Origin of the sequence: Rhodococcus sp. B7740, assembly GCF_000954115.1 — a bacterium.
GTDB lineage: Bacteria > Actinomycetota > Actinomycetes > Mycobacteriales > Mycobacteriaceae > Rhodococcoides.
This window is the reverse complement of sequence record NZ_CP010797.1, coordinates 4,176,969-4,203,033: the sequence shown is the minus strand read 5'-3', so window position 1 is coordinate 4,203,033 and position 26,065 is coordinate 4,176,969. Positions and strand designations below refer to the sequence as shown.

Genomic DNA, 26,065 nt, shown 5'->3' with positions numbered 1-26,065 from the left:
GTCGATTGACGACCTATCCGCCAGATGTTTTGCTCGACGGAACAACTGGTCGACACGACGCCAGCTCGGCAACAGGGAGATTCAATGAGCCTCGACAACATCCTGAACGACGACGAACGGTTGGCCGATCTCGACGCCGAACAATTGCGTCAGCTCGTCGGCCTGGTCGAGTACGACGACAAACGCGACCCCTTTCCGGTCAGCGGCTGGGACGCCATCGTGTGGGTGGTCGGCAACGCGACGCAGACCACGCACTTCTTCCAGTCCGCCTTCGGCATGGAGTTGGTGGCGTACTCCGGCCCGACGACAGGCCAACGTGACCACCACGCGTACGTACTCAAGTCGGGCGCGGTGCGATTCGTCATCAAGGGAGCCGTCGATCCTGACAGCGAGCTGGTGGCACACCACACCCGCCACGGCGACGGCGTCATCGACATCTCGCTGGCCGTCCCGGATGTGGATCGGTGCATCGAGCATGCGCGGGCGCAGGGCGCGCGAGTACTGCAGGAACCAACCGATATCTCCGACGAGCACGGCACGGTGCGGACTGCGACCATCGCCACCTACGGCGACACCCGGCACACGTTGGTCGACCGATCCCGGTACACCGGCGCATACCTCCCCGGCTACGTGCCGCGGACGTCGACACTGCAGCGACCGGTAGGCGCTCCCAAGCGGATCTTTCAGGCCCTCGATCACGTGGTGGGCAACGTGGAGTTGGGCAAGATGGACGAGTGGGTGGACTTCTATCACCGCGTCATGGGATTCACGAACATGGCCGAGTTCGTCGGAGCCGACATCGCAACCGACTACTCGGCGTTGATGAGCAAGGTCGTCTCCAACGGCAACCACCGCGTGAAGTTCCCGCTGAACGAGCCGGCCGTCGCCAAGAAGCGATCGCAGATCGACGAGTACCTCGACTTCTATCGAGGCCCGGGCGCGCAGCATCTGGCGCTCGCGACCAACGACATCCTGTCTTCGGTCGATGCCCTGCGCGCAGCGGGCGTCGAATTTCTCGCCACCCCCGATTCGTACTACGAGGACCCGGAACTGCGGGCCCGCATCGGCAACGTCCGGGTACCGATCGAAGAACTGCAGAAGCGTGGAATTCTCGTGGACCGAGACGAGGACGGGTATCTGCTGCAGATCTTCACCAAGCCTCTGGTCGATCGCCCCACGGTGTTCTTCGAGCTGATCGAACGCCACGGCTCGCTCGGCTTCGGTATCGGCAACTTCAAGGCCTTGTTCGAGGCCATCGAGCGTGAGCAGGACGCTCGCGGCAACTTCTGACTCGTGATCTGTTCGACGCCGCCCACCGTCAGCGTTCGGTGGGCGGCGTCGTGCGTCCCAGACCGCCTCGGTCCTCGTCGAAGATCAGCCACGTGCGAGTCGCGCGGACTCCGTCGAGTGATTGCAAACCCTCCAGCACCACCTGCCGCAAACTCTCGTTGTCGGGAGTCCTGATGAGCACCAAGACGTCGAAATCGCCACCGAGCAAACTGAAATGGTCGACGAATTCCATTGCACGCAAACCCTCGGACACGGTCCGCCACGAATCCTGCCGGATGGACAGCGCAATGAACGCAGAGGTCCCCAGCCCTGACGCCGCATGGTCGACCTGCACGGTGAACCGCTCGATGACCCCCGAGTCCTTCAACCGATCGACACGCGTATACGTATGTGCACGAGAGAGATTCAATCGATCGGCCAGTACCCGCATCGAGACCCGACCGTCGGCGGTCAACTCGGTGAGGATGCGCCGATCGGTGTCGTCCAGCTCCACACGCCTCGAGACGTCGTCCATTCGTCCGCTCCTACCTGGTCGTTCTATGCACAGATCGGACATATCGCTGGTGCACGCGAGGATCGGTAGCCATATGTCTGCAATTCTACGACCATAGGACTTCTTCCTCACCGAATCGGCCAGAATCGCCGTACAAGCCGATTTCAGGAGAGTGCGCCATGACGACCGTCGAGAAGGTTCCGGCAACGTCCTATCAACAGTTCATGCCCGCCGACCGTCCCGTGCAGTATCTCGCACCCGACGGCACAGGCGTCGACAGCGCCGCACGGTATGCGCGCCCGTCCGACGAACGGCTGCTGGAGATGTATCGCTCGATGGTGCACGGCCGCCGATTCGACCAGCAGGCAACGGCATTGACCAAGCAAGGCCGGCTCGCGGTCTATCCCTCCTCGCGTGGACAGGAAGCTTGCCAGATCGCCGCAGCCCTCTGCCTGGGTGAGCAGGACTGGATGTTCCCGACATACCGAGACTCGATGGCTCTCGCGGCGCGAGGCATCGACCAGGTGGAGTTGCTCGGTATGCTCGCAGGCTACTGGCACTGTGGTTACGACCCGGCCGCCTACAAGGTCGCTCCCCAATGCACACCGCTGGCAACACAATTGCTGCACGCGACCGGTTTCGCGTACGCCGAGGCCAAGCAGGGACGAGACACCATCGCCCTGGCGTTCTGCGGAGACGGCGCAACCAGCGAGGGCGACTTCCACGAGGCCCTGAACTTCGCCGCCGTCTTCCGGGCCCCGGTCATCTTCCTGGTCCAGAACAATGGTTTTGCGATCAGCGTTCCGCTCGCGCGTCAGAGCGCGGCTCCGTCGTTGTCGCACAAGGGCGTCGGCTACGGCATCGGTAGCGAACAGGTCGACGGCAACGACCCCGTCGCGATGATGGCCGTCATGGACGAGGCAGTGAAGTACGTCCGCGCGGGCAAGGGACCGGTGGTCGTCGAGGCGCACACCTACCGCATGGACGCCCACACCAACGCCGACGACGCCACCCGCTACCGCAAAGCCGACGAGGTCGAAGGATGGTTGGCCCGAGATCCGCTCTCGCGCTTGGATTCCTACCTCGAAGGCCGAGGCATCCTCACCGACGAGCTCCGCGAGCAGATGACCGTCTCCGCCGACGCCGACGCCGCAGCACTTCGCGCCGGCATGAACGTCGAGCAGGACGTCGACCCCGAGGATCTGTTCCGGTTCGTCTACTCCTCCCCCACCCCCGGACTGACCGAACAGCGCAATCAGGTCGCCGCCGAAATCGCTGCAGGAGAACTGTCATGACCACGATCACCATGGCCGGAGCCCTCAACGCCGCCCTGCGCGATGCGTTGACCGAGGACGAGAAGGTCGTCGTCTTCGGCGAGGACGTCGGCACGCTCGGCGGCGTCTTTCGCGTCACCGACGGATTGACCCGCGACTTCGGCGACGACCGCTGCTTCGACACCCCGCTCGCCGAGTCGGGCATCGTGGGATTCGCGATCGGAATGGCGATGTCGGGCTACAAGCCCGTCGTCGAGATGCAGTTCGACGCCTTCGCCTACCCGGCATTCGAGCAGATCGTCTCCCATGTGGCCAAGCTGCGCAACAGAACTCGTGGCTTGCTCACCGCCCCGATGGTCATTCGCATCCCGTTCGCGGGCGGCATCGGCGGCGTCGAGCATCATTGCGACTCGTCCGAGGCCTACTACACGCACACCCCAGGTTTGAAAGTCGTCTCCCCGTCCACCGTCGCCGACGCCTACTCACTGATGCGCGACGCCATCGCGGATCCCGATCCGGTGATCTTCCTCGAACCGAAACGGCTGTACTTCTCCAAGGACGACATCGAATTGGGAAAGACCGAGCCGATCGGCACGGCGGTCGTACGCAGAGGCGGTACCGACGTCACGCTTCTCGCCTACGGACCCACCGTGTCGGTCGCCATGCAGTCCGCGGAATTCGCGGCCGAGGACGGCCGGAGCGTCGAGGTGATCGATCTGCGATCGCTCAATCCGTTCGACGACGAGACCGTCGCGGCCTCGGTTCGTAAGACCGGACGCTGCATCGTGATTCAGGAGGCGCAGGGCTTCGCCGGCGTCGCTGCCGAGATCGCCTCACGCGTATCCGAGCGCTGCTTCCATCACCTGCACGCCCCTGTACTCCGCGTTGCCGGACTCGATATTCCCTACCCTGCACCGAAACTCGAGCACTTCCACCTGCCGTCCGCCGACCGCGTACTCGACGCGATGGACCGGCTGCAGTGGAACGATGCTCCCGATCTCAGCAAGGCGGTCACGGTATGAGCATGCAGGTGTTCCTGCTCCCCGATCTCGGTGAGGGACTGACCGAGGCCGAGATCGTCGAGTGGAAGGTCAAGCCCGGCGATACCGTCACCATCGATCAGGTCGTCGTCGAGGTCGAAACTGCAAAAGCCTCCGTCGAGGTGCCGTGTCCCTTCGAGGGTGTGGTCGGCGAACTGCATGCGGCCGAGGGCACTTCACTGGCCGTCGGCGCTCCCCTGATCAGCATCACCGGCGGTGCTATCGCCGATACCCCTGCCGCCCATGAGCGATACCGCGAAGAAGAACGCGCCGGTTCGGGCAACGTGCTCATCGGATACGGCACAGGACACGGCCCGACCGGTCGTCGCAAGCGGAGTGCGGCTCCGCCGCAGCAGAGAGCGGCTGCGCCGCAGGTGAGCGGAAACTCGACCCAGACTACGAATTTCCACTCACATGCGCCGAAGGTGCTCTCCCCGATCGTTCGCAGCATGGCGTTGCAGGGTGGGCTGGATCTGGCGTCTATCGATACCGCCGGCGGCCATGGAGTCATTACCCGCGCGGACGTCGAGCGAGCCTTGGCCGGTTCGCCCGTTGCTGCCTCGCCGGAGGGCGTCACCCGAATCCCGATCACAGGCATTCGTAAGACCATCGCCGACAAACTCTCTCGTAGTCGCGCGGAGATTCCCGAGGCCACGGTGTGGGTCGACGTCGATGCGACGGCTCTATTGCAGGCCCGACGCGACCTCGATGCCTCCATCGACGGCGTCAAGGTGACACTGTTGGCGGTCCTCGCCAAACTCACCATGATCGCGCTGGCGAAGTTCCCGGAGCTCAACAGCACGGTCGACACCGCTGCAGGCGAGATCCTGCGTTACGAGAATGTCGGACTCGGCATCGCCGCGCAGACCGACCGTGGACTGATGGTTCCCGTTGTGCCCCAGGCCGACAAGGCCGATCTGAAGGAACTGTCCGAACGGCTGGCCGAGCTGACCGAACTCGCACGGACCGGCTCACTGCCCGCAGCCCGGCTGAGCGGCGGAACGTTCACCCTCAACAACTACGGAGTGTTCGGGGTCGACGGCTCGGCCGCGATCATCAACCACCCCGAGGCCGCGATCCTGGGCATCGGCCGCATCATCGACCGTCCGTGGGTGGTCGACGGCCAATTGGCCGTGCGCAAAGTCACGCAGCTGTCGTTGGCGTTCGATCACCGCGTGTGCGACGGCGGAGTGGCTGGCGGGTTCCTGCGCACCGTTGCCGATTTTGTCGAGAACCCCGTCGTGGCATTGGGATCAGTCCGATGAGCGACGTGGACGTTCTCATTCTTGGTGGAGGGTCGGGCGGCTATTCGTGCGCCCTGCGTGCCGAACAACTCGGCCTGACGGTCGCGCTCGTCGAGGAAGACAAGCTCGGTGGCACCTGTCTGCATCGCGGATGCATCCCCACCAAGGCCCTGTTGCACACCGCCGAGGTTGCCGACGCGGTGCGCGGCTCGGCGCATGTCGGCGTCACCGCATCGTTCACTGGTGTGGACATGCCCGCGGCACTGGGCTATCAGCGCAGCGTGGTCGCCGGCCTGTACGCAGGTCTGCAGGGATTGCTGAAGCGTCCGGGCATCGAAATCGTGTCCGGTAGTGGCCAGGTGGTCGGTCCTCGCACCGTCGAGGTGGAGGGTCGACGCATCACCGGGGCCTCGCTGGTTCTCGCCACCGGGTCGTATTCACGCACCATCCCCGGTATCGAACTGGGACCTCGCGTGCTCACCAGCGACGGGGCGATGGCACTCGATCGGGTTCCGGAGTCGGTCGTCGTGCTCGGCGGCGGTGTGATCGGTATCGAGTTCGCCAGTATCTGGGCATCGTTCGGTGCGAAGGTCACCGTTGTCGAGGCGCTCGATCGCATCGTGCCGGGCGAAGACGAATGGTCCTCGAAGCAGTCGACCAAGGCATTACGCAAGCGCGGCAACGACATTCGTACCGGGACCAAGGTCGAGTCCGTCACCGAATCTCCCGACGCAGTCTCTGTGTCATTGTCGTCCGGGGACACCCTCGACGCCGATCTCGTACTGGTGTCCGTCGGACGCGGACCTCGCACCGACGGCCTGGGTCTGGCCGAACAGGGCATCGCCACCGAACGCGGCTTCGTCACTGTCGACGACAGTCTGCTCACCACCGTGGACGGCGTCTATGCCGTCGGCGACATCGTGGCGGGGTATCAGTTGGCGCACCGCGGTTTTCAGCACGGCATGTTCGTCGCCGAGCACATCGCCGGGCTCGCACCGGCACGCATCGACGGCGATCTCATTCCGCGCGTGACCTATTCACATCCGGAGGTCGCGTCGGTGGGACTCACCGAAAAGGCCGCGGAGCAGAAGTACGGCACAGTGACCTCCGTTGTTTACGACCTCGGCGGCAACGGCAAGAGCCGCGTCCTGTCCACCGCCGGCGGAGTCAAAGTGATTCGAGCCCGTGACGACGGCCCGGTTGTCGGTGTTCACCTCGTCGGTGACCGCGTGGGCGAACTGATCGGCGAGGCTCAGCTCGCGGTTGCGTGGGAAGCACTGCCAGCGGAGGTCGGAAGTTTCGTGCACGCCCATCCCACGCAAAACGAAGCGCTGGGTGAAGCAATGATGGCGTTGTCGGGACGTCCGCTGCACGCGCACAGTTGACCGCTGCCGGAACAGGTTTCGTCATGGTCGACCCGATGTCAGGTCGGGCCCGGGTCGGGTGGGGCTCGAACTGTGCACGATCAGTGTGTGCGCAGAGTCGCAGACCTGGGCCGGATCGGTGCTGAAGAAATACCTCCACTCGTTCGACGGCGACGCTGGAGCATCGGGGTCGAGCGGGGCGGCGACCAGGGCGCAGTAGAACCGTTGGCCGATGACGGCGATGGCACCGATTCTTTCCGAGGGTTGAACCAGGTCGGCGTGGCGCACCCCATCGGTGGCAGTGAACAGTGCGCGCGGTGCGTCGAGCGCTTTGACGTACGGGTGTCGGCGAGCCAGATGCTGCAGTTTGCGCGCCATGTCTGCGCTGCACAATTCCGGTTCGCGGAACGCGACGACGATCGTCAGAGTCTCGGTGGTCGTCATCCCGAAGTCGAGCAAATGGTCGGAGATGGACGTGAGGAGCGAGATCGACGTCGTGTCGGTGGCGCGGTCGTCGAGAATGTCCGTCAACGGTCTCGTCATAGGAGGGCGTGGCTGCACAGGAAAGGAGGAGGTCGGGGATGCATCGAGGGGGCCGGGACGGCCGAGATGAAACCCTTGCCCGTAGTCGGCACCCCACGCCAAGGCTTTGTCCTTCTGTCTCTCGGTTTCGATTCCTTCGGCGATGAGTGTCACCTCGAACCGGCTCGAGTATGCGAGCACGGCGAGCAAGGTGGCGAGCTTGTCGCCGGGGAGGTCGTCGTCGAGCAACGATCTGTCGAGTTTGATCACTTCCGGTGCCAGAAGGGGCAGCAGTACCAGAGAGTCGGGGTCGGCACCGACGTCGTCGAGAGCGATGGTGACTCCGTCACGTCGGAGTCGGTCCGCCGATCTGAGCAGGCGTGCAGGGTCGGTGAGCAGGGAGCGTTCGGGGAATTCCGCAACCGGCCGAACCTGGGAGCCGCCTGCGCGGAGCAACTGGCTGAGGCGGCGGACCGAGGCCGACGAGTTCTCGGAGGACATCGCTTCGGCTTCGATGTTGACGAACAACGTACGCGGCGCGTGGTCTGCAGGGGTGGACTGTGCCGCTGTGGTGACTGCCGACTCGATGCACCTGCGGTCCAGCTCGTCGACCATTCCCATGGTGCGAGCGATGTCGAAGATTTGTTCCGGCGAGGTGTCCGGAAACGCCGGCCACCGGGTGAGTGCCTCGTGCGCGACGACCAACCCGGTCCTCGAGTCGACGATCGGCTGAAAGATCGAGGTCAGTGAGCTGAAACGCTCGTCGAAGCCCCTGTCGACGCCCAATTCTCACCCCACGTTCTCGGTCCCACCGCTGCACGTACACAGAGACTTTCGTTCCCTGTGCCGCGGCACGCGGGCGCGTTGTCCGTACGCGGGCTTCACCACAGCGGATGGACGGCGTCTGCTTAGTTCTTATCAAGCGATCCGCAGCCTGGCAATGATTGCCGCCCGTTGTTCAGTAACGTGAACCAGCCTGGTGTCGCGTCCGGCTGTGGGACGTGATCGGTGCCGCCCGTCGGCGACAATCATCCGAAAGATGCGGAGACTCAGCAATGTCAGAGCACAGAGTGTTCGATCCGTCCGAGCACGAACACGACTCGATCGTCCGTGGTCTGATCGACGATCCCGCCATCGGCGTCGTCGACACGACACCCGACCAGTTGGCCTCGCTTCGTGGGCTGCTTCCCGCGATCGCCGGCGACCTCGCGGAAGAGCCACGGTGGGTGTACTACCCATGGCGGCGCTCACTGGTGCGGGTCCTCGGTCCACGCGGCTTCGATCGGCTGCGACTGGACCGCAACAGAAACAAGATCACCACCGAAGAGCAAGCTCGGTTCAGAGGTCTGCGGGTGGGAATCGTCGGGCTGAGCGTCGGTCATGCCGTCGCGCATACCCTCGCACTGGAGGGATTGTGCGGGGAGTTGCGTCTGGCCGACTTCGACGAGCTCGATCTGTCGAATCTCAACCGCGTCCCGACTTCGGTGCTCGATCTGGGCGTGAACAAAGCGGTCGTGGCAGCCCGACGAATTTCCGAGCTCGACCCCTATCTGAATGTGCAGGTCTTCGCGAACGGTGTGACGGCCGAGACGCTCGGTGGCTTTCTCGACGGACTCGATCTCGTCGTCGAGGAATGCGACTCGATCGACACCAAATTGCTGGTCCGCCACCACGCCCGCGCCCGAGGTATTCCTGTGGTGATGGAGACCAGCGACGGAGGCGTCCTCGATATCGAACGCTTCGATCTCGAACCCGACCGACCGGTGTTTCACGGACTGCTCGGCGAAATGGACACCGCGGATCTGGCCGACATGACCATCGAGCAGAAGAGCACAATTGCAGCGACGTTGCTCGAACCGAGCAAGCTGACCCCTCGAATGATTGCGTCGGTGCCGGAGATCGGGCGCACGCTTTCGACGTGGCCCCAGCTCGGCGGAGACGTCGCACTCGGGGGTGCCGCTGTAACCGCTGCCGTGAGGGCATTCGGCCGAGGCGAACCACTCCCTTCAGGTCGGCGGCGGATCGACCTGGATGGGTTGGTACGCACCGGCCTCGACCCTGCCGCCGGTCCTGCAAACGTGTGAGCGGGCGCACCACCGGCGAGGAGCTCCGACAGATACTGTTTGTGGGGTTCGCCCAACCCTGATCCGAGGAATCATCCGATGAACGTGATCGACCAGTCGCCTCGTCGGCGCACGAACTTCTGGCGATCACGGCTCGACACCCGCACGGCCGCAGTCATCGCGAGCGCCACCGGTGCGGTGCCACTGTTGGCCATTGCGCTGCTGTCACCGACATTCCTACGGCCGAACGCACTTCCGGTTCTCATCGCCGTGCTGACGTTCACCGCAGTCACCGTGCTTTTCGCCGCCAAGGTGGGGCGGTTGAGCGAACGCCAATTCGCGGTCCTGGGTTTCGGGGGTATGACCGGAGTCGCGATCAGTGCCTACCTGATCGCGGATCCGGCAGGAACGCGTGCGGTCACCTCGATGTTGGCCATCGTTCCGGCCATCGCCGCATCGAGCTCACCACCACGTGTGACTGCCGGCCTGTCCGCGGTCTCGGTGGTGATGGCCACGGCACTGTCGGTGATCAGTGTGGGGTCTTCCGGGTGGGCAGTGACTGCGGTCGCAATCGGTGCCGCCGTGACCACGGTGCTGGTGCCGGTCGCGCTCATCGGTGGCCTGCGCCGAACACTGTCGGTGGTCAACCGGAAACTGCAACAACTGGCCGACACGGATCCGCTGACCGGTCTGGTCAATCGACGCGGACTGCTGTCGAACGCCGGGATCCTGGTGCACGAGGCCTGCGAGCGAGGGAAACCGTTGTCTGCGCTCGTAGTCGACGTCGACTACTTCAAGGCCGTCAACGACACGGCCGGTCACACAGCCGGCGACCGAACGCTCGCCGCGGTTGCCGCCACCCTGGCGAATGCGGTGCACGCGGTGGTCGGCGCATCGGATGCGGTGGTCGCCCGGACCGGCGGCGAAGAGTTCCTGATCCTCGCCACACACCGAGAGGATCACGAGCTCACGCGGCGGATACTCGACCGAGTCCGGTCCGACTGCACGGTGACCGTGAGTATCGGAACGGTGACTGTAGACGTGCGACCGGCCGCGTCCGATGACGGTGCGTCACCCGCGACGAGCTTCGCTTCGACCGAATCGGGCGGTCTCGATCAAGTACTCGATGCAGTCGTCCGCGCCGCTGATGCCGCGCTCTACCGAGCCAAGACCGACGGCCGAGACCGCGCCTGCCACGCGGGGACCTTGACGATCAGCTGGCAGGGCACCGTACAGGGTCGGCAACACGAAAATGGTCGACGCCAGTGATGTAGCGAGCCGCTATGCCACGAACAGGACGTGCCGATCGTCCCCACACAGTGCGCGGACCTCGTCGACCATCGAGCGCCACACCTCGGGCTGCGCGGCCTGTGCGAGAGTAGTTCGGTCCCACCACATCATGACGGTCCGGTACTGCTCGCTCGGATACGCGGCAGCGGGGATGCCGTGGTCGATCCGCCCACCGGAACTCTCCCACAATCGCAGGACGTGATCGGCCGCGCTGGCGAACAGGTACCGGCTGCCGGTCAATTCGAGCGTCGGCAACGCTGTTCGAGCCAGGACATTCGACACCGTCCGCCCTGCGGCCCCCGCATCGACCCACGCGCTTTTCATTTCCACGATTCCGTGGGGAAGTCGAGACCGAAGCAGGTCGGTAACCGGTGCCAGTCCGGGCGAGTCCTTCCACTCGGTGAGGACATGGGATTGCTCTACCATCGCGTACGGCCCCTGGGCTCGAACGCCGCCGAGCATCTCTCCTGCCTCATCGCACACCACGTAGAACAGTGCTGTCGTTGCGCCGGAAGCCACTTCTTCCAGGTCGAGAGCCGCGGTGACACCGTGGCGTGAATACGACTCCCACGCTCCTTCGACGTAGCGGGACCACAGTTCCGGGGAGCCCGACGGCGTCGCGGCTGTCAATGTCAGGGCTCCGTCCGCGCAAGGCGTCGACCGGTGAACGGAGTCCAGCCCTCGCCCCCGGACGAGGCTCGTCCTGTCTGTCGGCACACTGCAAACCGAGCGGGGACGGTCTACGTATTCGATGGTGCGTGCCGAGGGCACGTCGGGGAGGAGAGGGGTAGTCATGGGCGCACTCCTGGCTGATCCCTCGACGCCCTTCTGGGGCGAAATCGAGGGCATGGTTGATTCCTGAACAATCGTCAAACCTATTGTGTCCAGAAAACAACCCTACGGACCAGCGAAATAGCCTAAAACGTACTGCAGACCTGTTATTTGTCGTCACTCTGTGACATATCACTGGGCGAATCCGACAGAAAGTCTGCGGTCACTGTGGATAGTCACATATCCAGGTCATGATGTCCGCGGTGATCAGCGGTGTGCTCTCCGCAGCTGCGTTCCTGAAATCTGCATAGGTGCGCATTGTTCGCTGGAACCGAGGATGCTGTCCGGCGGGCGTGCATGGGGCCCCGCGTGCCGGCGAATGCGTGTCGTTCAGTGCGGGTAGCGCCGCAGAATCGCTCGGGCGGCTTGGGTGACGGTGACGCGGTCGAAGGTCTGCACGAAGTCGAAAGTGCGGTCGAGGTCAGGGCCGTTGTCGTGGCGGTCACGTGCGGACAGAAGTGCCGCGTGGTGTGGACCGAGGGTGATGACGGTCCATTCCTGGACGAGTGGGTCGCCGGGGTCGAGTGGGGCATGTCGAACGTTGCCGTCGACGAGGGCGGGTAGGCCCACGCCGTAGACCCCGGCGAAACCGATGGTTTCTGCGAGATGATGCCATCGAGCGGAGGTGGTGGGTGTGAAGTGTTGTGCGCGTTGAAAAGTGCCGAGTGCGATCATCGATGATCCGGACGCTGCGGCGTGCGCTTCGAGGGATTTGCTCATCTGAATCAACAGCTTTTTCGTTCCGCGCCGGGCGGTGGCGTGTGCCGAGGCAATGGCGTAGGGGGTGCTCGAGTCGGTGGTCGGTGTGGTCCAGACCGGGTCGGCGGGCATAGGAACAACCGGCTCGTCGAGGAGCTCGGCGGGGTCGTCGACTGCCGGGAACAGCTGCCCCGTTCCGTACGTGGCTCCGATGGTGATCGCGGCCAGGCGGGTGGCTTCGGTGTCAACGCCTTCGGCGACGATCACCGCGTGGGAGCGCTCGGCGTAGGCGGCGAGGGCATGGGTGGTGGTTCCGACGTCGTGTCCGGTTTCGGTGAGCAGGTCCGCTGCGGTGATGACGATGTCGGGCTCGATCAACGGCAGAAGGGTCGTCGCGTGGGGGTGGTCTCCGACGCCGTCGAGTGCGATCAGCTTTCCGCCGGTCCGCGCGGATGCTATTACGGCCATGGCCTGGTGGGGGTCGGCGAGGACGGCTGAGGCGTCGACGGTGACGACGACGCGTTCGAGCACCGTAGATGTGCGTTCGCGGTCGCTGTCGTCGAGGGCGCGGCGTGATTGCGCATCGACGGTGAGGATCAGGGGCAGGTGTTCGGCGAGGGTACGTGCAGGTGCGGTGTTCGCAAGTGTGGTCTTGTGCAGATCGAATTGGGGTCGCTGTTGCATCAGGTGTGCGGCGCGGCGCAGCGCGTCAGCGGAGTCCAGTGCAGAACCGGCAGGGCCTCGTAGTTGGAGTTCGGCTCCGGCAAGGGCGTTGTCGTCGAGTCGTCGGATGGGTGCGAACTGCATGGTGACGACCAGTCCTATCGATTCCGAGAACGAGGTGGACGGTGAATGCGCGGTCTCGGTGTCGCGATGTGCTGCCATGCAAAATCCTCCCCGGCCACGCGAGGTCGCCTTGGCCTTCGTCAAAACCGATCCGAAGTCAGACGGATAGGTCGATACGAGTGCCGGCGACTCGACACCGAACCGACGATACCGCGCGAGGCGATCGCGCTGCCACGACACGTCTTCGAGCGGTCGCCTCCGGCGCAACCGGTCGCTGTGGAACTCCGAGTGCGGACCGTCTGTAGACGCACGAACGCGCGTACCGGACCGGTAGCGCCGATGCGGAACAATGACCGTGATGCCGAACGAACCTGTTGACGACGACTCCGAGACAACCCAGCACGCCCGCTTCGGATTTCCCTACCGCTGGAGACAGATCGACCCGGCGCGCCGCGGAATCGTGCTGGCGTGGTTGGCATTCACCGTCACCTTCGGCGGTGCCCGGCTCGTCACCTGGCTTATACATATCGACACCAGCGATGTCGGCGACATCAGCGCCGGCGGAGTGCACCTGCACCACTACCTGTGGGGGATTCTGTTGCTGGCAGCCGTCGCCGTCTTCGGTCTCGTGGACCGTTCGCCACGGACACGGTCGTGGATGGGAGCGGTACTCGGGGTGGCCCTGGCGCTGATCGTCGACGAAGCAGCATTGCTCATCACGCTCGAAGATGTGTACTGGCACAGCGAGGGCTGGTCATCGATTGCGCTGGCGATCACCATCATCGGCGTCGTGGGGACCGGACTGGTCCTCACACGCAGTGGCGTCGAGCGAGCCGATTGAAACGCACACTCCATACGTGTCGAGTATTCGAGCGGCCCGTTCACAGTTCGGGTCGAGCGTGCAGCCACAGCGCTCCAACGGCAAAACGATGGCGCTCTCGGCTAGGCCGTTCCACGCGCACAGCCGAAAACTGGGTGTTAGGGCCTTGACGCCGCACTTGCATTTTGCAAGCATCGGGGACATGAGCCTGTTCATCACCTGCCCCGTCGAGAGCGTGGAACGCGCGACCGCCTTCTACACTGCGCTCGGTTGGACCCTGAACACCGAGATGTCCGATCACAACGTGTCGTGCTTCGCCATCACACCGGGGCAGTACGTCATGCTCGGCAGTCGCGAGATGTACGCGAGCGTGGGCGGCACCGAGGAGCTGATCGGCGGACCCGACACCCCGTCGAAGGTCACGGTCTCGTTCGACCTCGGTAGCCGAGAGGCAGTCGACGAGTTGACCGAGCGCGCCGGCGCTGCCGGTGGACGAATCGGAGACACCGATGACTACGCCTTCATGTACCAACGCCAGTTCGACGACCCGGACGGCTACCACTACTCGCCGTTCTGGATGAAGCCGGATACCGATTCGGCCGAATGAGTGACCTGGCCTACGCCCTCGACGTAGTCGGCGCTCGTTGGGCGCTGCTCATCGTGGAACGGCTACTCGATGGGCCGCAACGCTACGGAGATCTGCAGCGCGAACTGGGCGTTCCGACGAACATGCTCGCGACCCGGCTACGCGAACTCGAAGCGGCAGGCGTGTTGACTCGTCTCCCCCTCCGGCACAACACTCGGGCGTACGCGCTGACCGAAAGAGGTCTCGCCCTGCGTGACGCAATTGTCGCACTTGAGCAATGGGTCAAAGAGGCTGCACCACAGGATAGTTGAGCTCCCCGAGAACGCGAACAACGCACGGGTCCCGTTACCGAGTGATCTCTATCTGTACGTTCTTGGATCCTCGAACGGGTACACGCCGACCACTGCGACAGGCATAACGTAGATAACTAGGCTGGCCACCTCCCGTTTGTGTCGCTGACGGCCTAGGTCCGAGAAGAGCCAGCCAACAGGGACTACGAGAAGACCGGCCGCTGGCGTGAGCCACACCGTGAAACAAGTTCGTTGCTCTGGTGACGAGGCTCAGCGAAATTCCCCAACCGCGCTCACCGAAATTCCCCACTCGTGAGCGAACTTCACTGTAGTGGTTGGCGGGTTCCTGTGGTGGCTTTGCGGAGCTTCTCCGATCTGGCGTTGTGGTCTCGGAGACGGTAGGAATCACCGTCGAGGTTGAGCACGACGGATCGATGCAGAAGCCGGTCGAGCATGGCTGCTGCGACGGTGTTGTCACCGAGCACTTCACCCCACGATCCCACGCCACGGTTGGTGGTCATCACGATCGACGTCTTCATATACCGTTGCGAGACAACCTGAAACAACGCCGACGCTGCCTCGCCGGGCAACGGTAGGTAGCCGAGTTCATCAACGACGAGAAGTGTCGGTCCAGCGTAGAACCGCATCGTCGTAGCCCACCTTCCTTCGAGAGCGGCTCGATGACAGCGGGCAGCGAGATCAGCTGCGGTGGTGAAATACGTTCGATAGCCGGCATGAGCTGCGGCACGCGCCAGCCCGACCGACAGATGCGTTTTGCCGACCCCGGGCGGGCCGATGAGCAGCACATTCGTCGCTGTCTCCAAGTATCGGCAGGTCGCCAACTCCTCGATCAACTTCCTGTCGACACCAGCGGCTGCGTCGTAGTCGAAGTCCTCGAGCGATGCCGGTGTCGGCAGGCACGCGAATCGGAGTCTGCCGTTCAGTCGGCGGGCTTCGGTGGCCTCGACCTCGATCGAGAGCAACCGGTCCAACGCCGCGGTCATCGACAGTTCTTCGGCGGCTGCTTGATCGAGGACCGACGGCAGCGCTTCGGCGGCGTCGTGAAGTTTCAGGACAGCGAGATGCCCCCGCAGGCGTTGGTAAAGGCTGGCTGCAGCGGCGGTGTTCGGGGCCGGTAACCGGTCGGCGTTCGTGGCAGCTTTCTGGTCGGTCATGACAGGGTGTTCCTTCCGTGTGCGGCGCGTTCATAGATCGACAGGTCGTAGATAATCGCTCCTGCGGTATCGGATTCGGTTGCGTGACTGTCGTTTTCCGATCTGTCCGCTGCGTCGGGATATGTTGCACTGGTTGTTGTTCGGAGCTTCTCTGCAGCGGCGAGTGCGTCCGGTCCGGGCGGAATACGTTCCTTGCGGCGGTGCGGACGTCCGGTGTTCGCGCCGGCCATCGCTGCTTGCTCGAGGGCGTAGATGTGGCCGTGATCGCGGACCATCGCCCCGGTCCCATCGGCCGCCAGCCGGTGCCGGGCGATGGCGATACCCGAGGTGGTGACGATGTCGATGACGTCGGTCCCGAGAACGTGGGTGACGGTGACCTGCGCGGACGCGAGCTCGGGCGGCACTGAGTAGCGGTTGCCGCGGTAGGACACCAACGCCTGCCGGGATACGACTCGATGAGTGGACAGGATCGCGGGATACGCGGACGGCGGCATCGGATGCAGTCCTTCGGCGGTGGCGATCGTCGCTACCGAAGTTTTGCCGTCCTTCGTCGGCCGCAAGCGAGTATCGCCGCGCAGACTGCAGAACCGATCGAGGCTCGCTTGGGCTTGCTCGACGCTCAGATCGTCGGAGAGATTTCGCCACCACCGCTGCGCTGCAGTGTGATTGGACTTCTCCACTGCACCTTTGCGGTTGCCGCGCCTCGGTGGGCAGATCGCAACGGAGACACCGTAATGTTTCGCGACGCCGGTGAAGCTGGCGGTGACCCGGCCGGACTCGGGGTGGCAGACTGTGGCCATTCGGTCGAACCGCCAGACTCGGCTGATCCCGCCGAGGCCTCGGCAGATCCGGTCGAGTCCGTCGACGACATGTGGTTGGGTCATGTTCGGTGCGAGGACGCCGCGCCATTTGCCCGAACACGCCAGAGTTCCGACGAACAGGTGGGCCATCGATCCCCAGCCCCACGAGGCGGGTGGGTTGGGTAGATCGACCCAATCCCATTGTGTCTCTTCCCCTGGCGGGTGTTCGATGACCGCGTTGGGTCTTTCGGTGGCCGTCAGGCACGCTTGGCAGATCGGCCGGAGTTTGAGTTCGCGGATCTTGCGGTGCAGCGTTTGATACGACATCAGATAGCCGAGGTCCTCGAGTTCGTCGCAGAGCGTGCGGACCCACAGGTGTGGGTCGTCGATCAGACGTGCAGTGACGTAGGCGAGGAACACCTCGAATGGGTCCGGTGCGCTGCGTTTACGCACCCCGGGAGTGGTGGTGCCGTTCAGGTACGACCTGATGGTCTTGCGGTCGCGGCCGGTGTGACGCGCGATGTCCGCGATCTTCCAGCCTCGTTTGTGCAAGGCGTTGATTTCCACATCTTCCTCCTGTGTAAGCATGAGGAGCGGGTCTCCTTCGGATAGCTGGTGCGTGGTCAGAGACCATCAGCTTCGTTGGAGACCCGCCCTCGTTGGCGGTGCCACACGGGTGGGGAATTTCGATGAGCGCTAGTGGGGAATTTCGATGAGCGCCGTCACTGGCACACAAGTAAGGGTCGACCTTCGCTCAGTCCGACACTCCGTCACCCGTAAGAGTCGGGGAACGGGGTTTTGCCTGAAAGCCGACACCGGCCCCGAATCCGAAGGCCATCGGAGGTGCGGAGCATAAGATTCAGAACAACTTTATTGATCAGGATCACAACCAAAGTAGATTGATGCCACCTCAGTCGAAGGATGATTGAAGAGATTGCCGCAAAGCCCTGTATAACAACGGTTCTGGGATTGCCTTCTGCAACCAGCCCCGTCTGCTTGCTACATAACCTGCGATCAGACTACCCACTGCTTCGGTGTTACAGCAGCCAGCCACTTCCATCACCGACCGTCCTCCGACTGTCGGGGCATCACAGTGAGTCGACACGTAAAGTGCCGGTTTCAAACGAGATTGGCTACTCCCCCCGTTTTCCCACAAATTCTCAGACGGCAATCCCTCGTCAACTGTCGTAACGAACGCGCTTGATACTGCCGAAAAATTTTGTCGTGGTTTTGTAGCCAAGGGCGGGCAACACGACTAGAGCCTTGTCTTCCAGACTCTTCGTGCCCGTCACGGCCTTTCTGACGCGCTCACCCAGTGCCCCTTTGATTCGCGGCGGGAGGGGTTTGCCGACACTGCTGAGGGCGTTCAGAGCGAGTTCGGCCGCCCCTCCGTTCCCGCTGCTGATTTTCAGGTCGAGCAGTCCGTAGACGATCGACTCGACAAGTCGACGGCGCACCACATCACCCTTGATGTTCGCTTTTCCCCACAAGGCAATTACGGCCTGCCGTTGGACGTTGTTCGTTGCGGCTGAGAAGCGACTAATGAGCAGTTCGGCGATCTGGGTATCATCCACGTTAGCGAGACCGAGCGTCTTCAGCACCAGGTCATTTGGGACTTCGGTGTCAGCTTCGGCGAGGTACCTGTCGAGTAGTGCGCGGTGCTGCTCCGCTGTCCAACCTTGTTGCACCTTGCCGGCGGCGTTTGTGAGTTCTGGTCCGTGGGCGTTGGCTCGTTGCAGGGGATCGTAGACGGCTGCAAAGTCCTCGGGACCCGGATGGGTTAATTCGAACCAAAGCGCGGCGGCGTGAACAGCGAGCTGTTCGTACTGGCGGCTGATGTCCGCCATGACATGGACTGGCGGCAAATCGGTGGGGTCGACGTGGGTTGGGCCTGCAGCCCTGGCAAGTTCGAGAGGCATGACGACGTGTCCGAGGTCGTCGAGCCACGGGCTAGTCGTCGCTTCTTCGAGCAACGCTCGAACCTCGTGGTCCACCAGTTCGTCGGCGGACACGCGTACTGCTTCTGTGCCGTTTTCAACCAGATACCGGTACAAAGGGTCGTCGGTGTCGACCGGTGCGAGCGTCTCCGCGAGGGTGTCTTGCAGGGAGTGTGCGACAGCGGACAGGATCTTGTCGTAGTCGAGGACGCGTGCCGAGGCAAAGAGTCGAGCAAGCTCAAGGATGTCTCGACGTTCACTGGCTTCTTGGGTGGTGGTGACGTGGTATTCGACAAATTCGAGCACGTCTGAATTCAGGCTTGGGGTGCTGCCGTCTGGCAAGTTGGCAATAAGCGGCGTGAGCGCGTCGAGGGCGGAACGGATGACATTCAGGTCGCTCTCATTTTCCCATGCCTCCACCACAAGCTTCTTCATTGGCTCGGCATGAGCGGCGACTATTGCCGAAGGGACAATGCCGGTCAGCCAGTTGGTCCAGCCGCTGACTGCCCGTTTAGGGATAGCTTCGAGGATGCTGGTTACAAGTTTGAGTTCGCTGATGGGTTCGGTCTTGCCGAGCAGCCGGACCGCGGCATCGCGAGCGTCTCTGTTGTCGATGTCCAGAAGGAGGCGCAGGACCGCATGCTGGAGCGGCGTTTCCCGCTTGCCGGCACAGTCGGCGAGCGCATTAAGCACGGCCTTGGGGGTGAAAGGTTCAGGCTCGGGCTCCTCGGTTACCGTCGTGGTCGCTGGGGCTGTAGGGGTCGCCTCTTGCTCTGCAACCCATTCGGCATGGGTTTGCTCAGTTTCGCGTACAAGTGTGCAAATTCGATTGTGCATTGCAGTGATGACCTTCAAGAGGTCGTCATCGGATAGTTCGAAGACGCGAGCGATCGTTGTAGGGCCGGACTCCGACACAATGCGGGAGGACAGAAAGTCGGCGACGGCCGCCGGGGCGGCGTCAAGTGCAAGAGCCGTGTCCTGGAAGAAGAAGTCCGGTGTTGTAAAGCCGGGGTGCGTGATCGCTGCGATGACTCGGCGGCGCAGTGCGGGTGCGCTCGCCTCGGAGCCGACCTTGGTAAGTACCCAGGCACTGGCGGCTGTCTCTCCGTCAAGGAAGTCAGTTGTGTCGTCCTCCAGAACGCAGATTGCTTCGGCGACGGTGTCGGCCACGCTGACTATGGGAAGGTCTGGGTTGGCTTCGGTGAGCAACAGGAAAGACCGTGCGGCGTTCGGTCCGGTGAGTCCGGCACCTGTCCGTATTTGGTTAGTCAGGACCTGCAGGACCCCTTCCCGCGCCGCTTCGTCGAGCCCATCGAGGTGTTGTTGCAGTGTGTCGACGTCCACATCTTCCGCGGCGCGCTCGACCGCGAGCGCAAGCGCACCGTCCAGCCCGAATACTGTTCCCGTGCTTTGCATGTAGACCATGTCTCTGGACGGGCCCCGTACCTGGCGGGTCCGGCTCAAATAGTTGAGCAGCTGTTTGTTGTGTGCCTCGCCGATCTGAGTCGCGCGGTCATCGGCTGCGTCGTCATCAACGCCTGGTTCGTCCTCGACGAGAACGGTGCTCGGGGCGGCACTTCTAAGTGCGTACGACTTGGCGATGTCGGTCGCGCGGTCGGAGGTTCCGGCGGGCAGTTGTGCGTCCTCGTCTCGCACCAGTTCAAGCACGAGTGTGGGAAGGCTTGCATCGACTTCAAGGTGCCGTGCGAAGAGCGGGAACTCCACCCGGAGGCAGACGAGCCGCGCGACAGCGGCTGCGTTCGTGCGAGGGTCCTCGGCCAGGAGATCTGCGTCGTGACGTTCCTGGGCAAGGCGGTATGTCAGCGCAAACGTATTGAGTAGGTGCTTGACGCGTCGGGGGCTGGTTACGTGGGTGGGTATTAGGACCGAGAGAACGTACTCGCGGTTGACCTCGGACCATAAGCCTCTGCGGTTTTCCACGAGCGTGGCTGCGTACTTGCTTACGCTCTGGGGCAGCAGCGGCGGGAGACTCAGTTGGTATTGAAAGACTTTGTCCAGGTACGCGCTGCCGGTGCTGTAGTACGGGTTGGTGTCGTCGGCCGGGGTGTCCTGCTTTGCGGCTCGGGTGAGCGCTCCCTCCAGCACGTTCTGGTCAGCAGCCACGATGAAGACACACCGGTCGATGCCCAGGAATGTCCGGATGGTGTCCAGTGTGGTCACCACCTCGCTGGCCGAACACCGATCGAGCTCGTCCACAAACACGACAAGGCGCCTGGCTCCAGCGGCTGCGACCAAGTCTCTGAAAATCTTCTCGAACTGCTCGTCACTATCTGGCTTCGCCAGGCTGTGGTCGACACCGAAGGTCTTGCTCGCCAACGTGATCAGCGCAGCGAGCAGAGTGGCCGGGAGAAGACCGGCCAACACGACCTGCTTGGACAACGATTTGAACTCGACCCCAAAGTCACCATTTGCACCGATGCGGCTCTGACCGAATGCAACGGCCGCCACCACGACTGCGAGTATCACCGTAAGGCCGAAAAGCAGCAGCCCGAAATAACCCAGCAGCTTGAAAATAGTGGCTGGAGGGACTTTGATCTCAGTCTTGGTCCTGCCACTGTAGAGATCCTCATGGTACTTGGACTGCGTGCAGCCGAGTTCGCTCGCGACAGCGCTGATGAAATTGCGACGTAGTGGCACGTCCGCGTATTTGAACGCGTCAAACCGTACGCATCGAACACCGCTGCGCCCATCGATCTTGTTCTTAAGCAGGTTCGCAATTCCGCTCTTGCCAGCACCCCACGGTCCATACAGGGCGATATTGGAAGGCATCGTTACTGTCGTAGCTAGGGCCGCGAGTTGGTCAACGATGCCCTCGTGCGCGAGGCGGTCGTCCTTCGCGGCGGCAAGTTCGCGGTCGTCCAACAAATCATCTGGAAGCAGTCTCGGCGCTCCGGTGTGCCCGGACGTTCCTGATGACATTGGGGTGTGCTCCGTCAGTGGTCTTTACAGATTGAGTGATGATGCAGATCAGTTGCACTATACGGATCCTGTGCATTTCTCAAGGACGGCCACGGCAATCGCCCCAGGACCACATGCGCCCTCTGGCCTCAGTCCAGCTCTCTTCTGACGCCTGCCTTGGCCTGAAAGGTCGTCGAGTATGTGGCAGACGTATACCGTCGACGGTATACCGGAGAATGCGTTCGGTCATGATCCAAATGCCGAACCGAACCCCTAACCTTCCTGTCACCGGTGCCCCACTCCGAGGACAGGCCATTGACCTCACCGTCCGACGGTCCCTCGCACCAGCCCATCTCGGCGCGGTAGAGAACCCTCTCACTGGTCTCGAAATCGGCTCCGTGTGGTCTGTAAAGACGCAGCCGGGCAGTACACAGAAGACTTGGTTCACATCGGTGACCGCCCAGAGTCACCCCGCGAAACAAACGACAAAACCCCGAGACCATCACGGCCTCGCGGCTGTCGTCGTCGTTAACTCAGACGTTCAGATCCTCGTCTCGACGGTTCTTGATTCGCGACGTTGCCACGAAGGAGATCGCCGCCAGGATCATCAGGTAGATCGAGATCGACATCGAGGTGCCGGTTCCCTTGAACAGTGCCTCGGAGATTGTCGGAACGAAGGCTCCACCGAGCACCGTGCCGATCGCGTAGCCGATGGATGCTCCACTGAAACGCACAGCAGCAGGGAACATCTCGGCGTACAGAGCCGGCTGCGGTCCGTACGACAGCCCGAGTCCGACGGCGAACAGCCCGAGGGCCACGTAGATCCAGTGCAACTCACCGGTATCGACGAGAAGGAAGAACGGAATGGCGCACAACACCATTGCCGCGTTGCCGAGGTTCATGATGGTGGTCCGGGCGTAGCGATCGGACAGATGTGCGCCGAGCAGAGTGAATACACCCCAGACGATGGCCGCGAACAAGCTGGCCACCAACACATCCACGCGAGCGAGTCCGTGTTCGCGCGTCGAGTACGCGACGATGAAACCGCCGACGATGATGTAGCCGTTTCCGTTGGTGCCGATGAACGACAGCGCAGCGAGCATGACCTGCTTCTTGTTGGTGCGCCACAGTGCGCGAACGGGAGTGTGGTTGCGCTCCTTGCGTTCTGCGAGCTCCTTGAACACCGGAGTCTCCTCGACGCGGCGTCGAATGTAGAAGCCCACGAGAATCAGCACGAAGCTGATGAGGAACGGGATGCGCCAGCCCCAGGCCTCGAACTGCTCTTCACTGAGCAGACCGGTGCACAGTGCCAACGTTCCTACCGCGATGAGCATGCCGAGCGGAACGCCCATCTGGGTTGCGGCACCGTAGATTCCGCGCTTGCCCTTCGGGGCATGTTCGACGGCCATCAGCGCCGCGCCGCCCCACTCGCCGCCGGTGGAGAATCCCTGCAGGATGCGCAGCACGATCAGGATGATCGGGGCCCAGATGCCGATGGTCGCGTAGGTCGGCAGCAGTCCCATTCCGACGGTGGCCGCGCCCATCAGGGTGAGGGTCGCGATGAGGACCTTCTTGCGACCGATCTTGTCACCGAAGTACCCCGCAACGATGGCCCCGAGAGGCCGGAAGACGAAGCTGATGCCGATGGTGACGTAGGCGACGAGCTGTCCGGACGAGCCCATGGGCGCGAAGAACAGTTGGGCGAAGATCAGCGACGCCGCCTGCGCGTAGATGAAGAAGTCGTACCACTCGACCGTGGTTCCGACCATGCTGGCCATCGCGGCGCGGCGGTGCTCGCGCGACACCCCGATGGGCGTCTCGACCTGTGTTGACATCGACTTGTCTCGTTTCGTTCGGGCTCCGGCGCTCGGATACTGAAGCGGCGATTCGGAGTGTCGTGAGGCAGGGTGAAAGGGATCGAACACGAACAATCTCGGCGACCGAAAACCGGATATAACTCACCGTCCATTCGGTCGGTAATCACTGTGACCGCCGACACGATGGTTTGTCAAGGTGGCACAGACGATGCCGAGCGTGGGTGCCTGCACATTCGTCGAAATCCACCGATCAACGCGCTGATGTTGGTCCGAAACGACGCAGACGCCGCCAGTGACGGAGGGTCATACTCGGACTCATGACTGCACCCTCGTCGAGGCTCGTGCTCGACTTGCCGATCCTCGACGAACTCACGCAGGCCCTCGGCTCCGACGCGGTGGTGACCGATCCGGACATCCTCGAAAGCTATCGACGCGACGCGGCAGCCCTCTGTGAATCCGCACTTCCGCTCGTCGCGGTACTGCCGACCACCGAGTCCGACGTCCAGGCGATCATGAGAATTGCATCGACACATCGCATTCCAGTGGTACCTCAGGGTGCACTGACGGGCCTGGCGGGCGCTGCGAACTCCAGCCATGGAGCCATCGCACTCAACACTCGCCGCATGAACGAGATCATCGAGCTGGACGTCGTCGACCGCGTTGCCGTCGTGCAACCCGGCGTGACGAACAAGGAATTGAAAGACGCTGCCCGTGAACAGGGTTTGACGTACCTGCCCGACCCGTCCAGTTGGGAGGCGTCGACGATCGGGGGCAACGTTGCCACCAATGCGGGCGGCTTGTGCTGCGTGAAGTACGGCGTGACAGCTCGGTTCGTGCGGGGATTGCGCGTGGTGCTTGCCGACGGCCGAGCGACGTTCGTCGGTCGCCGCACCGTCAAAGGTGTTGCGGGCCTCTCCCTCGCGGACCTGTTCGTCGGATCGGAAGGAACCCTCGGCATAATCACCGAGGTCACCGTCGGCCTCGACTTCCCCAGCGCTACTCCGCTGACCATGGCCGCGACTTTCCCGTCGACCGTTGCCGCGGGCGAAGCCGTCACACAGATCCGTGCGGCAGGTATTACCCCGAGCCTGTTCGAGCTGTTGGACCGCACCACCATTACCACGATCGACACCTACGCGCGGATGGACTTCGGAACCGACGCGGCGGCAGTGCTGATCGCGCAGTCCGACATCGGCGACGGTGCAGTGCAGCAACTCGAGGCGATCGCCGCGCTGTGCACCGAATCCGGCGCCACCGACGTGGCAGTCGCCGAGGACGAGGTCGAGTCGGAACAACTCGTCCAGGCCCGTCGCCTGGCTTATCCCGCGCTGGAGCGCCTGGGTTCACAGTTGGTCGACGATGTGTCCGTACCCATTTCACAACTTGCGACGATGATCGACGAGGTGGGTCGGGTGGCGGACCGGCTGGGCATCGTCATCGGAGTCGTCGGCCACGCCGGTGACGGAAACATTCATCCGACGGTCATCGTCGACCCCAGCGATCCGGCATCGTTGGCCAAGGCTCACCGAGCGTTCGACGAGATCGCGGCCTTCGCTCTCTCACTCGGCGGAACCATCACCGGCGAGCACGGAGTCGGGCTGCTCAAACGGGACCTCCTCGAAACCGAACTCGACCCGGTCGCAGCCGAACTGCAGCGGGGCATCAAGGAACTACTGGACCCGCATTATCTGCTCAACCCAGGCAAGGTGCTCAGCGTCCGGCCCTGAGCCGCAGCGACATCCACACGAGCAATCGAGTATCGGGGTCATCGAGATCGAGATCGAAGAGTTCCCTCGTCCGCCGCAGCCGATAGCGAAAGGTATTGGCGTGCAGATACAGCGATGCCGACGCTGCGGCGACGTTGGATTCGTGCGCGAGTAGCGCCAGCACCGTCGCGCCGTAGTCGGTCCCTTCGGCAGCGTCGTAGGTGAGCATTCGTTCTACGGCCGGAATCGCCAGCGGCACGTCCGAGAGCGCATCGGACGCCCTCTTCAGGGTGACCGGCACCCGACTCTGCGCGAATGTCGTTGTGTATGAACCTGTCTCGATCGCTCCCAGCGTCCAGTGCGCGTGGGCACGCGCCACCGCGGGCCGGGCATGCGGCCCACCGATCGCGAAGGTCACCGGTACACCGAATGCCACCTCCGCCCGCCGTCGGACCTCCTCGGCCTCCTCGGCGACACCGCGGTCGTCGTCCCTCGCCACGACGAAGAACACGACGTGATCGTCGACGATGAAACCGGAATCCGCATCTCCGCCGAATGTGAGCTCCAACAGACCCCCGAGCTGCACGAGCAGGGCCTCGGGTTGCGCCGAGTCGACCGTCGCCGCCACAACCGCGAATGGGCTACCCGGCGAGGTGACGACGGCGGGATCGGTCAACAACGCACGGGCCCTGGGGTTACCGGGTCCGGTCGGACGGAGCCGAGCGAGGAGCAGCGGTGCCGCGGCAGCCGCAGCGCGCGTCAATGCGGTCACCACACCTCGATCGGGTGGACCGGAGGGAGGTGTGGACACGATGCACCAGATGGAGCCGAGGTACTCCCCGTCCGCCGAGACCGCAACTGCCAGACGCGGTAGCGCTCCGGCCACGTCGACCACATGGACCGTCGAACTACGCCGGAAATCCGGATCGATGTGATGCACCATGTATCGGGCCGGGACCTGCTTGCCCAGGATGCCGTCGCGCCGTACGTCGTCGATCGGCTGCCCTGGAACCGACGAGTACGCAACCACGTAGCCCTGCGGGTCCATCACCGACACGGCACCGCCCACAGCTGCGGCGGTTGCGTCTGCCAGCGCCGAGAGGTCCGCAGTGGTCACCG

The 26,065-nt window shown here is 63.3% G+C and carries 20 protein-coding genes; 11 read left to right on the top strand and 9 right to left on the bottom strand.

What is annotated here, in order from left to right; translation table 11 throughout:
• Positions 1 to 84: 84 nt before the first annotated feature.
• Entirely contained in the window at positions 85 to 1,290 is a 1,206-nt protein-coding gene (gene hppD, locus NY08_RS19470; protein WP_045198208.1) for a 4-hydroxyphenylpyruvate dioxygenase, read from the top strand.
• A gap of 28 nt (positions 1,291 to 1,318) precedes the next feature.
• Here hppD and NY08_RS19465 read toward each other — a convergent pair whose 3' ends face one another.
• Complete coding sequence (locus NY08_RS19465) at positions 1,319 to 1,804, bottom strand: Lrp/AsnC family transcriptional regulator (protein WP_045198207.1); 486 nt, start codon at positions 1,802 to 1,804, stop codon at positions 1,319 to 1,321.
• Between the two features lie 158 nt (positions 1,805 to 1,962).
• On the opposite strand from NY08_RS19465, the gene NY08_RS19460 reads away from it, so the two are divergent.
• The 4 genes from NY08_RS19460 to lpdA are packed head-to-tail and all read left to right on the top strand — an operon-like array spanning position 1,963 to position 6,726.
• Complete coding sequence (locus NY08_RS19460) at positions 1,963 to 3,078, top strand: thiamine pyrophosphate-dependent dehydrogenase E1 component subunit alpha (protein WP_045198206.1); 1,116 nt, start codon at positions 1,963 to 1,965, stop codon at positions 3,076 to 3,078.
• Entirely contained in the window at positions 3,075 to 4,079 is a 1,005-nt protein-coding gene (locus tag NY08_RS19455) for an alpha-ketoacid dehydrogenase subunit beta (protein WP_045198204.1), read from the top strand. Before NY08_RS19460 ends, NY08_RS19455 begins: the two co-directional genes overlap by 4 nt.
• Complete coding sequence (locus tag NY08_RS19450; RefSeq protein ID WP_045198202.1) at positions 4,076 to 5,362, top strand: dihydrolipoamide acetyltransferase family protein; 1,287 nt, start codon at positions 4,076 to 4,078, stop codon at positions 5,360 to 5,362. The genes NY08_RS19455 and NY08_RS19450 overlap by 4 nt, the downstream gene beginning before the upstream one ends.
• Positions 5,359 to 6,726 carry a dihydrolipoyl dehydrogenase gene (lpdA, locus tag NY08_RS19445; protein WP_045198201.1) on the top strand — a complete coding sequence of 456 codons (1,368 nt, stop codon included), beginning with the start codon at positions 5,359 to 5,361 and terminating at the stop codon, positions 6,724 to 6,726. Before NY08_RS19450 ends, lpdA begins: the two co-directional genes overlap by 4 nt.
• 21 nt (positions 6,727 to 6,747) lie before the next feature.
• Here lpdA and NY08_RS25300 read toward each other — a convergent pair whose 3' ends face one another.
• Positions 6,748 to 8,013, bottom strand: a complete 1,266-nt coding sequence (locus NY08_RS25300) for an EAL domain-containing protein (RefSeq protein ID WP_052683877.1) — start codon at positions 8,011 to 8,013, stop codon at positions 6,748 to 6,750.
• A 269-nt stretch (positions 8,014 to 8,282) separates the two neighbouring features.
• Between NY08_RS25300 and NY08_RS19435 the strand changes: the two genes are divergently transcribed.
• On the top strand, positions 8,283 to 9,311 hold the full coding sequence (locus NY08_RS19435) for an Rv1355c family protein (protein WP_082073885.1): 1,029 nt from the start codon (positions 8,283 to 8,285) through the stop codon (positions 9,309 to 9,311).
• Between the two features lie 78 nt (positions 9,312 to 9,389).
• Complete coding sequence (locus NY08_RS19430) at positions 9,390 to 10,559, top strand: GGDEF domain-containing protein (protein ID WP_032395396.1); 1,170 nt, start codon at positions 9,390 to 9,392, stop codon at positions 10,557 to 10,559.
• Positions 10,560 to 10,571: 12 nt separating this feature from the next.
• Here NY08_RS19430 and NY08_RS19425 read toward each other — a convergent pair whose 3' ends face one another.
• Complete coding sequence (locus tag NY08_RS19425) at positions 10,572 to 11,210, bottom strand: hypothetical protein (RefSeq protein WP_235386971.1); 639 nt, start codon at positions 11,208 to 11,210, stop codon at positions 10,572 to 10,574.
• 531 nt (positions 11,211 to 11,741) lie between these two features.
• The gene (locus NY08_RS19420; protein ID WP_045200795.1) at positions 11,742 to 12,995 is read right to left on the bottom strand and encodes an EAL domain-containing protein; all 1,254 of its coding nucleotides are present in this window, start codon (positions 12,993 to 12,995) and stop codon (positions 11,742 to 11,744) included.
• 259 nt (positions 12,996 to 13,254) lie between these two features.
• On the opposite strand from NY08_RS19420, the gene NY08_RS19415 reads away from it, so the two are divergent.
• From NY08_RS19415 to NY08_RS19405, 3 genes are all read left to right on the top strand, one after another.
• On the top strand, positions 13,255 to 13,737 hold the full coding sequence (locus NY08_RS19415) for a hypothetical protein (protein WP_045200793.1): 483 nt from the start codon (positions 13,255 to 13,257) through the stop codon (positions 13,735 to 13,737).
• A gap of 181 nt (positions 13,738 to 13,918) precedes the next feature.
• Positions 13,919 to 14,323 (top strand): VOC family protein, encoded by a 405-nt coding sequence (locus NY08_RS19410; protein ID WP_045198199.1) that lies wholly within the window; start codon positions 13,919 to 13,921, stop codon positions 14,321 to 14,323.
• Positions 14,320 to 14,613 carry a winged helix-turn-helix transcriptional regulator gene (locus tag NY08_RS19405; protein ID WP_045198197.1) on the top strand — a complete coding sequence of 98 codons (294 nt, stop codon included), beginning with the start codon at positions 14,320 to 14,322 and terminating at the stop codon, positions 14,611 to 14,613. The genes NY08_RS19410 and NY08_RS19405 overlap by 4 nt, the downstream gene beginning before the upstream one ends.
• Before the next feature lie 302 nt (positions 14,614 to 14,915).
• Here NY08_RS19405 and istB read toward each other — a convergent pair whose 3' ends face one another.
• From istB to NY08_RS19385, 4 genes are all read right to left on the bottom strand, one after another.
• The gene (istB, locus tag NY08_RS19400) at positions 14,916 to 15,767 is read right to left on the bottom strand and encodes an IS21-like element helper ATPase IstB (protein WP_045194497.1); all 852 of its coding nucleotides are present in this window, start codon (positions 15,765 to 15,767) and stop codon (positions 14,916 to 14,918) included.
• A complete protein-coding gene (locus tag NY08_RS19395) occupies positions 15,764 to 17,155 on the bottom strand; it encodes a Mu transposase domain-containing protein (protein WP_045194499.1) in 1,392 nt (463 codons plus the stop codon). Before NY08_RS19395 ends, istB begins: the two co-directional genes overlap by 4 nt.
• A 590-nt stretch (positions 17,156 to 17,745) precedes the next feature.
• Positions 17,746 to 21,444 (bottom strand): KAP family P-loop NTPase fold protein, encoded by a 3,699-nt coding sequence (locus NY08_RS19390; protein WP_082073884.1) that lies wholly within the window; start codon positions 21,442 to 21,444, stop codon positions 17,746 to 17,748.
• A gap of 512 nt (positions 21,445 to 21,956) precedes the next feature.
• Positions 21,957 to 23,258: an MFS transporter gene (locus NY08_RS19385; RefSeq protein WP_045200791.1), complete on the bottom strand. Its 1,302-nt coding sequence runs from the start codon at positions 23,256 to 23,258 to the stop codon at positions 21,957 to 21,959.
• A gap of 299 nt (positions 23,259 to 23,557) precedes the next feature.
• Here NY08_RS19385 and NY08_RS19380 point away from each other — a divergent pair, with 299 nt between their 5' ends.
• Positions 23,558 to 24,967, top strand: coding sequence for an FAD-binding oxidoreductase (locus NY08_RS19380; protein WP_045198193.1), 1,410 nt, complete (start codon positions 23,558 to 23,560; stop codon positions 24,965 to 24,967).
• Here NY08_RS19380 and NY08_RS19375 read toward each other — a convergent pair.
• The gene (locus NY08_RS19375) at positions 24,951 to 26,063 is read right to left on the bottom strand and encodes a helix-turn-helix domain-containing protein (protein ID WP_045198190.1); all 1,113 of its coding nucleotides are present in this window, start codon (positions 26,061 to 26,063) and stop codon (positions 24,951 to 24,953) included. The two genes, NY08_RS19380 and NY08_RS19375, sit on opposite strands and share 17 nt — an antisense overlap.
• Positions 26,064 to 26,065 lie beyond the last annotated feature (2 nt).